14 protein-coding genes are annotated in these 13,710 nt (G+C 60.6%); 9 read left to right on the top strand and 5 right to left on the bottom strand.

The features are described 5' to 3' along the window. Positions 1–105: 105 nt before the first annotated feature. The 5 genes from Q8K05_RS03815 to Q8K05_RS03835 form a co-directional block, all read right to left on the bottom strand. Positions 106–1,272, bottom strand: coding sequence for a DUF4382 domain-containing protein (locus Q8K05_RS03815; protein ID WP_305245195.1), 1,167 nt, complete (start codon positions 1,270–1,272; stop codon positions 106–108). Between the two features lie 12 nt (positions 1,273–1,284). After that, complete coding sequence (locus tag Q8K05_RS03820; protein ID WP_305245208.1) at positions 1,285–1,677, bottom strand: hypothetical protein; 393 nt, start codon at positions 1,675–1,677, stop codon at positions 1,285–1,287. Between the two features lie 17 nt (positions 1,678–1,694). After that, a complete protein-coding gene (locus Q8K05_RS03825; RefSeq protein ID WP_305245196.1) occupies positions 1,695–2,021 on the bottom strand; it encodes a chaperone modulator CbpM in 327 nt (108 codons plus the stop codon). Continuing rightward, on the bottom strand, positions 2,018–3,004 hold the full coding sequence (locus Q8K05_RS03830) for a DnaJ C-terminal domain-containing protein (protein ID WP_305245197.1): 987 nt from the start codon (positions 3,002–3,004) through the stop codon (positions 2,018–2,020). Before Q8K05_RS03830 ends, Q8K05_RS03825 begins: the two co-directional genes overlap by 4 nt. 110 nt (positions 3,005–3,114) lie before the next feature. Further along, positions 3,115–3,618, bottom strand: a complete 504-nt coding sequence (locus Q8K05_RS03835; protein WP_305245198.1) for a CreA family protein — start codon at positions 3,616–3,618, stop codon at positions 3,115–3,117. Between the two features lie 196 nt (positions 3,619–3,814). Between Q8K05_RS03835 and Q8K05_RS03840 the strand changes: the two genes are divergently transcribed. The 9 genes from Q8K05_RS03840 to Q8K05_RS03880 all read left to right on the top strand — a co-directional run bounded on the left by Q8K05_RS03840 (position 3,815) and on the right by Q8K05_RS03880 (position 13,609). Then, entirely contained in the window at positions 3,815–3,991 is a 177-nt protein-coding gene (locus tag Q8K05_RS03840; protein WP_305245199.1) for a hypothetical protein, read from the top strand. A 571-nt stretch (positions 3,992–4,562) separates the two neighbouring features. Then, positions 4,563–4,910, top strand: a complete 348-nt coding sequence (locus Q8K05_RS03845) for a metalloregulator ArsR/SmtB family transcription factor (RefSeq protein WP_305245200.1) — start codon at positions 4,563–4,565, stop codon at positions 4,908–4,910. An 84-nt stretch (positions 4,911–4,994) separates the two neighbouring features. Continuing rightward, on the top strand, positions 4,995–6,053 hold the full coding sequence (locus Q8K05_RS03850; RefSeq protein WP_305245201.1) for an efflux RND transporter periplasmic adaptor subunit: 1,059 nt from the start codon (positions 4,995–4,997) through the stop codon (positions 6,051–6,053). 37 nt (positions 6,054–6,090) lie between these two features. Further along, entirely contained in the window at positions 6,091–7,365 is a 1,275-nt protein-coding gene (locus Q8K05_RS03855) for an NAD(P)/FAD-dependent oxidoreductase (RefSeq protein ID WP_305245202.1), read from the top strand. 4 nt (positions 7,366–7,369) lie between these two features. Continuing rightward, positions 7,370–10,576: an efflux RND transporter permease subunit gene (locus Q8K05_RS03860; RefSeq protein ID WP_305245203.1), complete on the top strand. Its 3,207-nt coding sequence runs from the start codon at positions 7,370–7,372 to the stop codon at positions 10,574–10,576. A 36-nt stretch (positions 10,577–10,612) separates the two neighbouring features. Beyond that, positions 10,613–10,819, top strand: a complete 207-nt coding sequence (locus tag Q8K05_RS03865; protein ID WP_305245204.1) for a DUF2892 domain-containing protein — start codon at positions 10,613–10,615, stop codon at positions 10,817–10,819. Positions 10,820–10,881: 62 nt separating this feature from the next. Next, positions 10,882–11,325, top strand: a complete 444-nt coding sequence (locus Q8K05_RS03870; RefSeq protein ID WP_305245205.1) for an OsmC family protein — start codon at positions 10,882–10,884, stop codon at positions 11,323–11,325. A 193-nt stretch (positions 11,326–11,518) separates the two neighbouring features. Beyond that, positions 11,519–11,827, top strand: a complete 309-nt coding sequence (locus tag Q8K05_RS03875) for a hypothetical protein (protein ID WP_305245206.1) — start codon at positions 11,519–11,521, stop codon at positions 11,825–11,827. A gap of 66 nt (positions 11,828–11,893) precedes the next feature. Continuing rightward, positions 11,894–13,609: a thiamine pyrophosphate-binding protein gene (locus Q8K05_RS03880; protein ID WP_305245207.1), complete on the top strand. Its 1,716-nt coding sequence runs from the start codon at positions 11,894–11,896 to the stop codon at positions 13,607–13,609. Positions 13,610–13,710: the final 101 nt, after the last annotated feature.

Here is a 13,710-nt window from a genome sequence, read left to right on the forward strand (position 1 = left end):
CTTTTCGGCCATGACCCCAGCGGTGGCCAGCAGACCTGCAACAAGGAGCCCGAGGGCACGGCCTGTTTTGACTGAAGTGGGTTTCATGCTTGACCTCTTGATGGCTTAGGGGAACGTGATGGGCGTCGTGATCGTGGCGCCGGACGTCAACGTGGCGAGCACCATCGTCTTGACAGCCCCGTTCAAGCTGGCGCTGAGTGTGTATTTGCCTGCCACAGCCGCATCGGGAGCAAACACCAGCGCGCCCGGCAAGGTTACATAGGGCGCCACCAGCGGGGCGTTGACGACCAGCGGGTAGGTGTAGCTACCCGTGATGCCATCGACGAACCGGCCCGCGACTTCCACCGTAGTGCCATTCGTCAGCGGCTGCAGCACGCGCACCAGGGTATCCACCGGAGCGGTGCCGGTCACGGTTCCGCTGCCAGAAACCGGAGGATTAAGCGGCGTGCCAGATGCGTTGACAGTGGTCACCGTATCCGCCACAACCGCCACATTGGTCACAACGGCCGTGGTGCGGCCGGGTGCCGTCATCACCAGCGTGTAGCTGCCGGGTGCGACGGGTCGCAGCAAAAACTTGCCGGTGCTGTCTGGCGTGGTGGCCTTGATGACCAACCCAGCCTGTTGCAAAGACACGTTGGTGTAGCCATTGGCCACAATCGCAGCGTCCACGAAACCGGCGACACCGGAGACGTAGTTCGGAATCACGGTGACGACCGGCTTGAGCAGGTATTGGCCCGATCCGCCTGCGAGAACGACCGATTTGCAGGCGTCGAAGTCGAGCACGAAATCAGCCAGCTGGTTGGCGGCGATGTCGATGTTGATATTGGTCTTGAGGCCGGATTGCTGGCCACTTGGTGTCTTGAGCGCCAACTCGGACTTGTCGCTGGTGAGTACCACGGAATTGGCCAGCGGATTGGCGCCGGTGTTACCTGCCAGAACCAGCCTGAGCTGGGTGTACTTGCCCGCAGGCAACGGCGTTTCCCCGAGTTCTTCCAGTACCCCGTTTTGCAGGTCCAGCAGATTCACGCGCCTGGCGGGATTCAAAACGACTTCGGACCAGCCGCCGTCGGCATCGCTGGCGCTGCTGCTCTGGTGTACGCGGACCTTCTCGATCGTCACGTTGACGGCGTCATAGCCGCAGGCAGGTGCGTCGGTCAGCGCCAAGCGCAGGGTACCGCTGTCAGCACTCCCTCCACCGCCCCCGCCGCAGGCCGCGAGGCCTGCCACTAGAAGACCACCCAGGGCCAGCTTCATATTTTGGAGTAACTTCATGGAGCACCTTATTTAAACAATATTGCCCGCCACGAACACCGTAACGGGATGAAATGTGAAGTTAGCAGATACGCTCATCGCACCATGTAGGACGATTCCTCGGTAGCTTGTCTGGATACACCGGTTCCGCCGAATTTTGCGTAAAAATAAGTGCTCAAGAGGCTCAGGCGCCATGAGACCGGTTTGCGCCACTACAGCCGCCACAGAATAAGCAATGCCCAGGCGTGACGTGGGGCACTTGTACGCCCAGCCGTTCACAAAGCTTTGTGCGGTGGACAGTTCGCTGGCGGTGACGCCTTGCCAGCGTTCAATGAAGGTGTGGGCGCTGGCGTCGGTGGGTGTGCCGGGGGCGTCTTGCATCGCTGGATGACGGCGGTCGGCCATAGCGCGCAGCGGCCCCGCCATGGACTTGCACGGCTGGATCAGTGCCCGGCGGCCTCCAGCCTCTGCAACCTTGCGCGCAGCGTGTCCAGCTCATCAAGCAGTTCCAGCGCCAGCGCGGCGCCTGCCAGGTTGACGCCCAGATCGTTTTGCAGCCGTAGCGCAACCCGGGCCCGCTGCAGGTGCGCGCCGGTAAAGTGCCATTCGTGGGGCGCGCTGCCTGCGGGGGTCAGCACGCCTTCGTGTACCAGTTCAACAATCAGGTCGCTTTGCGCTGAACAGGCGCGGCAGATCTCGGCCAGGCTCAGTTCAGTCTGCTCTTCCAGAATCAGGCCGGTAATTTCTGCAATCGTGAGCGTGGGTGTCATGACTTGCCTCCCAGTTTGGCGCGTGGCTTGAAGGCGCTGAACTGCTTGGCCATGCCCTCGTAAAACGTTTTGGCGGATTCAATGTCTGCGGCTGGCAGCACAATTTGCAGCACCAGGTAAAAATCGCCCGGTGTGGTGCCGGGCAGGCCGCGGCCCTTGAGCCGCAGCTTGCGCCCGTTGGGCGAGCCGGCCGGTATCTTGACTTCAACCTGCCCCGTGGGCGTGGGCGCTTCCACTTCGGCGCCCAGCGCGGCTTCCCACGGCGCAACCGGCAGGTCCATGTAAACGTCGTGCTTGTCAACCCGGTAAAGCGGGTGAGGGCGGAATTCGACCTCGAGGTACAAGTCGCCCGCGCCGCCTTCGCCCATGCCAGGCGCGCCCTGTCCGGCCAGTCGGATGTGCTGGCCTGCACGTATGCCTTTGGGGATGGTGAAGGTGATCTGGTGCTCGCGGGCAAGCACATGCCCCTGGTCGTCCATCTCGGGCACGCGCAGGCTGAGGGTACGTGTGGTGCCCGCGTAGGCGTCTTCCAGGTCGATCTGTATTTTGGCGTGGTGGTCTTCGCCCTTGGCGCTGAAAGTGCGGCGGCCGCCGCCCGGACTGCCCGCTCTTTTGCCTGCCCTGGCAAAGCCCTGGCGAAACAGCGATTCAAAGAAGTCGCTGTGGTCGCCGGTGTCGCCGCCACCGAATCCGCGCTCAAAGCCGCTACCAGCGTACTCGGCGCCTGCATTCCAGTCGGGCGGTGGGCGGAAGTCCTGTCCGGCTTTCCAGTTGGCGCCGAGCTGGTCATAGGCGGCGCGCTTTTCGGGGTCTTTCAGCACCTCATAGGCTTCGCCCAACTCCTTGAAGCGCACCTCGGCGTTTTTTTCCTTGCTGACGTCGGGGTGGTATTTGCGCGCCAGCTTGCGGTGTGCGCGCTTGATATCGTCCTGCGTCGCGTCACGCGCCACGCCCATGATCTGGTAGTAATCCTTGAATTCCATGGAAGGCCTTTAAAGGGAAGTGCACATCATCAGTCACCATGGCGAAAAATCCGCAACGCGGGCGTCAGGTTTGGGCCGTTGTCCGGATTTTGCCGCGATTCAGCGCCTGATTACTTGACAGGAATCATGGTTGCAGCAGGTACGGGCACAGCGGTGACGCTGTTTTGTGGCGAGCCTTCAATCAGGCGGTCGGAATAGGTCAGGTACACCAGGGTGTTGCGCTTGCTGTCCACCAGGCGCACCACGCGCAGCTTTTTGAAGACCAGGGAGATGCGCTCGCTGAACATCTCTTCTTGCTGGGCGAGCGGCTTGACACCAAAACTGATGGGGCCGGTCTGCCGGCAGGCAATGGAGGCTTCAGCCCTGTCTTCTGCCAGGCCCAGCGCGCCCTTGATGCCGCCGGTTTTGGCGCGCGACACGTAGCAGGTGACGCCGCTGACCTTGGGGTCGTCGTAGGCATCGATCACAATTTTGTGGTCGGGCCCGAGAAACTTGAACACGGTGTCGACTTCGCCAATCGACTCGCTGCTGGCGCCGCTGCAGGCGCTCAGGAGCAGGGCGAGCGCAACGGCGTGGTATTTGAGGCTGTTTCGCGGGGTGTGGCTGATCGTCATGGGGCGTCCTTGGAATATGTTGCAGGCTTGGAGCTTGCGCTGAAGTCATGCTTCTAATGTACAAAGCTGCAGGCCTCTATCATGGACCAACGAACCTCAGCACTTCAAGCCCCTTGCCGATCAGCCCGGTTGGTCTTCGCGACCTTTTTGACGCCCAACACCGGGCCAGCCGCGCCTAGGTAGATGTGCGCGCGCGGTGCGCCGCGACCGGCTGCTGCGCATGCAGGCCTTGCTGGCCCAGTTGCTGGCGGCGTCTTTTTCGTCTGACGAGTTGTGTGTGGTGCAGTCCAGGTGGGCGCGTGGCGATTTGCTGTATCCGCCGCATGGCCCGCGTTTCAAGCGGGTCATGGGGTGGCTCAGGCGGCTGGCTTGAGGGGTATTTGCGTGGCCGCCGGGACTACAGGCCCAGTTTGTTTAATAAGTAATGACTCGGACGCGTGTTTGAAGCGCCCAATCTGACCCCCGCCCGGTCACTGCCAAGCCGCAGGCCATGGCGATCGCTCGTCGAAAAAGCGGGCTCATGGATTCGCGCTGCGCTCGCAATGACCGGGGTCTGCGTGCCTGCATGGCGCGGGCACTCGTCGCGTTGTACCTCGTTGCTTTGACCTGGATCAAACGGTTTTTTTGACTCAATACCTAGACTGAATTGAGTTGGCGTCGCATGGATGCAGAGGCGGTAGAGGGTTTTTGCGGGACAGCGAAAACCGGAAAGTAGCAGCCCCTGGTTCCAGGCCGGTGCTAGTATTTAAACAGGGCCGCGACAAGTCAAATCGTTCAGCCTGCCCGCAAATGAGGGCGTGGACCCCGCTGATGCGCGCTGGCCGGCTGCTGGCGGCTATCAGCCAGGCGAGCTCAATGCAGCGACAGTTAAAAAAGTAATAGTGTATTTTTATATGTTATATTTAAAAATATAGTGTTTGCCTAAGCACCGAATTCTAGAATTTATGACTTCCCCTGTTCTGAGTGTTCAACTGATGCACGAGGCTGCTGGCCGGGCCACAGCATTGCTGCGTGTGCTGGCAAACGAAGATCGCCTTTTGCTGCTGTGTCAGTTGACACAAGGCGAGGCGTGCGTCAGTGAACTCGAAGAATTACTCGGGATTCGTCAACCCACGCTGTCGCAGCAATTGGGGGTTCTGCGCACCGAAGAAATTGTTTCAACAAGGCGAGAGGGGAAGAAAATCTTCTACCAGGTCTGCGATGCACGAGCCATTGCCATGCTGACAACGCTGTATGGCTTGTACTGCCCCGTGCCTTCGTCAGCGTCGACTTCAACGCCGTCGGCATCGTGATGAAATTTTGAATCTTCCATGATCACACTTAATAAAACTCACTCGTTCACAAAACAAGCCCGGCGTGCTGGTGTTTTGGCCGTCATGCCTTGCTTGGCCGCAGCCATGCTGTGGGCACTGGCGCCGCAGGCGCGTGCAGTTGAAGCCGTGGCTGCAGAGGCGGCAGCGTCTGCCACTACCTACACCGTTGTGTACCGCGAGGTGCCCGACGTGATCAGCGCAGAAGGCGTGGTTGAGGCCGTCCGCCAATCAACGCTGGCCGCGCAAATCGCAGGTCAGATCGTTGAGCTCAGGGTCCAGGTGGGCGATAGCGTGAAGGCCGGGCAGGTGCTGGCGCGTATCGATCCGCGCGCAGCCGAGCAGGTGGTGTCTGGCAGCCAGAGTCAGCTGGCCGAAGCGCAGGCGGGGCTGACCAACGCCTTGCGCGCCTATGAGCGCAGCAAGCAATTGTTTGCGCAAAATTTCATCAGCAAAGCCGGGCTCGATCAGGCCGAGCTGGACTACAAGGCGGCTCAGGCGCGGGTGGGCGCATTGCAGGCCAATGCGGGCCAGGCGTCTACCGCCAAAACATTCACCACCATCACCGCGCCCTATGCAGGTGTCGTCGCGGCCACACTGGTAGAGGTCGGTGACATGGCAACGCCTGGGCGCCCGCTCGTGACCGTGTTCGACCCGGCCAGCATGCGCGTGGTTGCCACGCTGTCGCAGTCCAGTCTGCGCGCCGTGAAGCTGCAGATGCCGGTCCAGATTGACCTGCCAACTTTAAACCGCAGCCTTACAGCCAGACAGGTCACGCTCGTGCCACTGGCTGACAGCCGAACGCACACCGCCAAGTTGCGACTTGAACTGGGTGACGCCACCGGCTTGCTGCCAGGGCAATTCGCGCGCGCTTACTTTGCCACCGGCGTAGCGCGCAAGCTGGTCATTCCCGATCGCGCCGTGCTGCGCCGCAGTGAAGTCACTGCGGTGTATGTGCAAAGCGAGGGCGGGCAGGCGCAATTGCGGCAAATCCGCCTGGGGGATGCTTCGGTGGGCGGATTTGCCGAAGTGCTGTCGGGGCTGCGCGAGGGCGAGCGCATTGCGCTGGACCCCGTCAAGGCAGGTCTTTTTTCAAGCAGCAGCGCAAGCCCCACCAAAAAATAGTCCCAGCGGTTCTTCTTCTTCAACATCCGGAGGTTATATGGCTCATATCGTCATTTTGGGTGCGGGCATAGGCGGCATGCCGATGGCCTACGAACTGAAGGCTCTGCTGGGCGCGGACGACCGCATCACGGTGGTGTCGAACACCAGCACTTTTCACTTTGTGCCTTCCAATCCGTGGGTGGCCGTGAACTGGCGTACGCGTGACGCGATTGAATTCGAGGTCGCGCCTTACCTGGCGCGCAAGGGAATCGCCTTTGATGGCGCCGGTGCCAAGCGGCTGCATCCCGAGCGCAACCAGGTCGAGCTGGGTGATGGCCGGATGCTTGACTATGATTTTCTGGTGATCGCGACGGGCCCCAAACTCGCGTTTGACGAGATCGAAGGGCTGGGCCCCGACGGCTACACGCAATCGGTCTGCCATGTCGATCATGCGATCACAGCCGGTGCAGCCTGGGACAAATTCATTGCCGCACCCGGGCCGGTCGTGGTCGGCGCGGCGCAGGGCGCATCATGCTTTGGCCCCGCTTACGAGTTTGCCTTCATCATGGACACCGACCTGCGCAAGCGCAAAATCCGCGACCGCGTGCCGATGACTTACGTTACGCCCGAACCCTACATTGGCCACCTCGGGTTAAGCGGTGTTGGCGACTCCAAGACCATGCTGGAGTCGGCGATGCGCGAACGCCACATCAAATGGATCTGCAACGCCAAAATACTGAAGGTTGAAGACGGCAAGATGCTGGTGGCCGAGCACGACGAGAACGGCGCGGTAAAAAAACAGCACGAGCTGCCGTTTGCCTATTCGATGGTGTTGCCGGCCTTCAAGGGCATTGATGCCGTGTTCGGTATCGAAGGCTTGACCAATCCGCGCGGTTTCATTCTGATCGACGAGCATCAGCGCAATCCCAGATTTAAAAACATCTACGCGGTCGGCGTTTGCGTGGCGATACCGCCGGTTGAAGTCACACCGGTGCCCACCGGCGCGCCCAAAACGGGCTACATGATCGAATCGATGGTGACCGCCACCGCCCACAATATTCAAGAAGAATTGCTAGGACGCGAGCCGAGCGCGAAGGCAACCTGGAATGCGATTTGCCTGGCCGACTTTGGCGACAGCGGGATTGCGTTCGTCGCATTGCCGCAAATTCCGCCGCGCAATGTCAGCTGGTTTGCGGAAGGCAAATGGGTGCATCTGGCAAAGATAGCGTTTGAAAAATATTTCATGCGCAAGATGAAAAAAGGCACGTCCGAGCCGATTTACGAAAAATACGTCTTGAAGGCGTTCGGCATTTTGAAGCTCAAGGATAAATAAGATTATGGGTATTGCCGGTCGCCTCGCGAAATTTTTCCTGCACTCGCAGCTCACGCCGCTCATTGCGCTGGTGGCGATGCTGCTCGGCCTGTTTGCGGTCCTTGTAACGCCGCGCGAGGAAGAGCCGCAGATCAACGTCACCATGGCCAATGTGCTGATTCCGTTTCCCGGTGCGTCGGCAAAAGATGTCGAAACATTGGTAGCGACACCGGCGGAACAGGTGATTTCGCAGATACAGGGCCTTGAGCACGTTTATTCCGTGTCCAAACCGGGCATGGCGATCATCACGGCTCAGTTCAAGGTGGGTGTTCCGCGTGTCGATGCGCTGGTCCGGCTCTACGACACGATCAATTCCAACCGCGACTGGCTGCCGCGCGAGTTGAACGTGGGTGAGCCGCTGATCAAGCCCCGTGGCATTGACGATGTGCCCGTGGTGTCGCTGACGCTGTGGACCAAAGACAGCGAACGTGGCGCCTACGAACTGGAGCGCGTCGCGCACGCGATGGAGGCCGAGTTGAAGCGGGTGCCCGGTACGCGTGAAGTCACCACGCTGGGTGGTCCCGGGCGGGTGGTGCGGGTACTGCTGGACATTGACAGGCTGAACGCCCATCACTTGGCCATCAACGACATTCGCCGTGCACTGCTGGGTGTCAACGCGGCCTTGCCAGCAGGTCAGCTGACGGCCGATAACGCCACGGTAGAAGTGCAGACCGGCAACTTTTTGGCCAATGCAAAGGAAGTCGGCGAACTGGTGGTCGGTGTCAGCGAAGGCAATACCGTCAGTTTGTCGGATGTGGCGCGCATCGTCGATGGTCCGCCGCCACCTTCAAGTTACGTCTGGTTTGGCGTGGGCAAGGCCGCCGCCACGCAGGCGAACGCCATGGGCAGCGAATACCCGGCGGTGACGATCACCGTCACCAAAAAGCCCGGTGAAAACGCGGTGCAGGTGGCGGAGAAAATTACGCAGCGGGTTGCCGAACTGCGCAATACCGTGGTGCCCGAGGGCGTGGAAGTCAGCGTGACCCGCAACTACGGCGAAACCGCCAATGACAAGGCGATGAAGCTGATCCAAAAGCTGATTTTTGCGACCTCCGCCGTGGTGGTGCTGGTGTTTTTTGCGTTGGGCATGCGCGAAGCCGCCATCGTCGGCATCGCCGTCGTCTTGACGCTGGCTGCAACGCTGTTTGCATCCTGGGCCTGGGGCTTCACGCTGAACCGGGTCAGTTTGTTTGCGCTGATTTTTTCGATTGGCATTCTGGTCGACGATGCGATCGTGGTCGTCGAGAATATTCACCGGCATCGCGAACTGTATCCTGACAAAAAGCTGGCCGAGATCATTCCGGCGGCGGTGGATGAAGTCGGCGGTCCCACCATTCTGGCCACGTTCACCGTGATTGCCGCCTTGCTGCCCATGGCGTTCGTTACCGGCTTGATGGGTCCGTACATGAGCCCGATTCCGATCAATGCCAGCCTGGGCATGGTGATCTCGCTGGTGATTGCGTTTACCGTGACGCCCTGGCTGGCAGACCGGCTTTCCAAGGCGCATACCGGCGGTGCGGCGCACACCGCGCATGCTGACAGCAAACTGCACCGTGGGTTCAACAAACTGTTGTTGCCATTTCTTGCCGATGAAAAAGCGGTCCGGAATCGCCGCTTCCTGTGGGCCGGCATCTTGCTGGCGATTCTGGTGTCGGTCGGCTTGCCGGTCGCGCAGCTGGTGGTACTGAAGATGCTGCCTTTTGACAATAAGGCGGAGTTCCAGGTGGTGGTCGACATGCCGGTCGGCACCCCGGTGGAAAACACCGCCGTGGCCCTGCATGAGATGGGGGCCTATCTGGCAACGATTGATGAAGTCACCGACTTTCAGGGGTATGCGGGCACGGCGGCACCCATCAATTTCAATGGCTTGGTGCGGCAATACTATCTGCGCCAGGCGCCGGAACTCGGTGATTTGCAAGTAAACCTGTTGGACAAGCACCTGCGCAAGCGCAAGAGCCACGAAATTGCGGGCGCGGTGCGTGCGCCCCTCGAAGAAATCGCCGCGCGGCATGGCGCCAAAGTCAAGGTGGTCGAAGTGCCGCCCGGGCCGCCAGTGCTGTCGCCGCTGGTGGCGGAAATCTACGGTCCCGATGAAGCGGGGCGCCACGCACTGGCCAAGCAGGTGCGGCAGGCGTTCAGCCAGACCACTGACATCATCGGCATTGACGATTCGATTGAAGACAATGCCAAAAAACTGGTGGTGCGCGTTGATCAGCGCAAGGCGGCCTTGCTGGGCATTCCCGCGACCGATGTGGTGCAGGCGATGCGCGTCGCGCTCGACGGCGAGGACATCACGGCACTGCACGATGGCCAATCGAAGTACAGCGTTCCGGTGCGTCTGAATCTTCCCCCTGAAAAGCAGGCGCGGCTCGACACGCTGCTGAGCCTGACCGTGAAGTCGGGCAGTGGTGACAATGTGCCGCTTTCCGAGTTGGTCAAGGTGGAGCCCACCACAAGGGAAAAGACGATTTATCACAAGAACTTGCTGCCCGTGACTTACGTGATTGGCGACATGGCCGGCAAACTGGACAGCCCCTTGTACGGCATGTTTGCGGTGCGCAGCAAGCTGGATGACCTGACGGCCGCGCAGGGCGCGCCGCTCGGTGAATACTTCATCAATCAGCCGTCTGATCCGTACCGCCAGTTTTCGCTGAAATGGGACGGCGAGTGGCAAATTACCTACGAAACCTTCCGCGACATGGGGCTGGCCTATGCGGTCGGGCTGGTCCTGGTGTACATCCTGGTGGTCGCTCAATTTGGCTCTTACCTGACACCGCTGATCATCATGGCCCCCATTCCGCTCACCATCATTGGCGTCATGCCGGGCCATGCGCTGCTGAACGCGCAGTACACGGCAACGTCGATGATAGGGATGATCGCGCTGGCGGGCATCATTGTGCGCAACTCGATCTTGCTGGTCGACTTTATCAACCTGCAGGTGGCGCAGGGCATGCCGTTTGTCGAGGCGGTGGTGAGCTCTGCATCGGCGCGCGCCAAGCCGATTGTGCTGACCGGCCTGGCGGCCATGATTGGCGCGGGTTTCATTCTGGATGACCCGATTTTCAATGGCCTGGCGATTTCGCTGATCTTCGGTATTTTTGTTTCCACACTGCTGACGCTGGTGGTGATACCGGTGCTGTATTACGCGGTGAACCGCAAGAAGTTTGCGTGATTTTTTAAATTTTATTGACTACCAGGAGCACTGACGATGACTACCAACCTTATGGTCCGCATGTTTGCAGGAATTTTCATTCTTGTTTCTCTGGCGCTTGGCGTGCCCGAGAGCCCGCTCTTCGTGAGCAAATACTTTTTGTGGGTGACCGTATTTGTCGGGGCCAACCTGTTGCAAAGCAGCTTCACGAGGTTTTGTCCGCTTGAAATGATCCTGAAAAAAGCCGGTGTGCGCCAGGGCTGATCCGCACTACGGCGCGCCGGTCAACCGGGTGCGCAAACAATTACTTTGAACGGAAACTCCCGATGGCCGAAACGCTGAGCGTCACGATTACGCAGAAACAAAATTACCAGTTTCTGGTGGACTTTGGCGAGGGCTTGCCGGGGTTGATTGCGGACGAGCCCGCACCGTTGGGCCAGGGCGAAGGTCCGGCGCCCACGCACATGCTGCTGGCGGCCGTGGCCAACTGTCTGTCGGCCAGTTTACTGTTTTCACTGCAAAAATTCAAACAGGACGCGGGCGGCATCACGGCGCGGGCGACCTGCACCGTGGACCGCAATGAAAGCAATCGGCTGCGCATTCAGCACATCGATGTTGCGATTCAGCTTGGAAAAGATGGGGCAGAGCTGGCGCACCTTGACCGCGTGCTGGGACAGTTTGAAGAATTTTGCACCGTCACGCAAAGCGTGCAGGCAGGCATTCCGGTCAGCATCAGCGTGACGGATGGCAAAGGGCGGCGCCTGGAGTAAGCGGTTTTTCAAGTGTCAAACGGCGCGTTCAGCCCTTAACCCGGGTGCTGCGGTTGATGAAGGCCAAAGCGGCCCAGAACGGATCAGTTCGTGTGGCGATTTCCGGGACGCGGCGCAGCGCAGCGGGTGGCCCTCATAATGCTGAAGGGCCTGGCCGTTCGCGCCAGGGCCGTACCAAGCGAAGGAAATGATCATGAGCAACTCAGACACCCCCAAAGACGGTGACTTCGCCCACTGGGTTGAAGAGAAGTCGGAAGCGCTGAAGTTCGAGCTGGGCGAGAAATTTCCGGTGCCGCCGACGGCACTGGTTTCTCCCTCGGTGCACCTCGAAACTGGCGCGCAAAAGCTCGAAGAAGTGCTGCTGGAGCACGAAACACCCAGCGATGCGTTTCTTGAAGAACTGGCCGCGCTCAGGGATGCACAGCCCTTGAGCGATGAAGAGTTGGCCCGGCAAGCACTGGCCGATGGGGGCGCCGACGGCGATACCGGCACGCCCGAGTAAACGCGGCATTTTCAGGCGCATAGCAGCGGCGGGTGTGCTGCGGACTTGCGCGGCACAATAAGGCGCATGACTAAACAACTTGCCGGCCACCTTCTCGTTGACTGCCTTCTGGCCCAGGGCGTTACCCATGCGTTTGGCGTACCGGGCGAAAGCTACCTGGCCGTGCTCGACGGCTTGTACGCACGGCGCGACCAGATCCAGTTCATCACCTGCCGCCAGGAAGGCGGCGCGGCCTTCATGGCCGAGGCGCACGGCAAGCTCACCGGCCGCCCCGGCGTTTGCATGGTGACGCGCGGGCCGGGCGCCACCAACGCGTCCATCGGTGTGCACACCGCGTTCCAGGACTCTACCCCCATGGTGCTGCTGGTTGGCGACGTGGCCAGCGACTGCCGCGACCGGGAAGCCTTTCAGGAAGTGGACTATTCCAGCTTTTTCGGGCCCAGTACCAAGGGCTTTGCCAAGCGCGTGGAGCGCATTGACGATGCCGACCGCATTCCCGAGTACGTGGCGCGCGCGTTTGCCACGGCCATGAATGGCCGGCCGGGGCCCGTGGTACTGGTGTTGCCTGAAGACATGCTGACGCAAATGACAGAGGCGCAGCCCTTGGCCCGGGTGGAAGCGGTGCAGGCCTGGAGCGACCCCGGTTCTTTGCGCACGCTGCGTGAAATGCTGTTGGCGTCAAGGCAGCCCTTCGTTATTGCGGGCGGCGGGGGCTGGACGCCCCAGTCGGCGCAGGCGCTGCAGCGCTTTGCCGAAAACTGGAAGCTGCCGGTGGGCAATGCGTTTCGTTTTCAGGATACGTTTGACAACCACCACCCGCTGTATGCCGGCGATGTAGGCATTGGCCTGAACCCAAAATTGGCTGCACGCATCAAGGCCAGCGACCTGATCATCGCCATTGGCCCCCGCCTGGGCGAAATGACAACCGGCAGCTATACCCTGCTGCAAGCGCCCAAGCCCCAGCAGAAGCTGGTGCATATTCATGCAAGCGCCGAAGAACTCAACCGCGTCTACCAGGCGGACTTGGCCATCCAGGCCACCATGAATGCCGCAGCCCGCTCGCTGGAGGTGTTGAGCGCGCCCGTCTCTGTGCCGTGGGAAGCCTGGACGGCCGCAGCCAACGCCGACTACCTGGCCAACTTGCTGCCGACACCATCGGCCGGTTTGCATGGCGATATCGACATGCCCGCCATCGTTGGCCTGCTGCAAAAGCACCTGCCCCCAGACGCCGTGCTGACCAATGGCGCCGGCAACTTTGCCAGCTGGATGCACCGATTTTTCAAGCACCACGGGCTCGTGAAGGGGCACAAGACGCAGCTGGCGCCCACCGTGGGCGCCATGGGCTACGGAGTGCCCGCGGGTATTGCCGCAGCCATCACCACCGGGCGTGTCGCCTTCACCATCGCGGGCGACGGCGATTTTCTGATGAACGGCCAGGAGCTGGCCACGGCCGTGCAGCACGGCGCCAAAAGCATCATCGTGCTGCTCAACAATGGCATGTACGGCACCATCCGCATGCACCAGGAAAGGGCGTACCCGCAGCACCCAAGCGGTTCCCGCTTGCACAACCCGGACTTTGCGGCGCTGGCGCGCGCTTATGGGTATGCGGGGGTGCGCATCACGCACACCGTCGAATTTGAAGCCGAGCTGCTGGCCGCGCTGGCGCGCCCCGAGGGCACGCTGATCGAGGTGACGCTGGACCCGGAAGTCATTAGCACACGCGGCACGCTTTCGGCCATCACCCGCAACGCAATAGCTGATCAGGCCAATCGGGTGCTATAAATACAATAGCTGATCGCCCCCGATTTTATTGCCCTCGATGCCTATTTTTCTCATGAAGCGTAGTGCCCAGGCAGACGACCGGGCAGCTCATGAGGGCCAGC

The sequence above is a fragment of the Polaromonas sp. genome, from assembly GCF_030682935.1.
Taxonomy (GTDB): Bacteria; Pseudomonadota; Gammaproteobacteria; order Burkholderiales; family Burkholderiaceae_C; genus Polaromonas.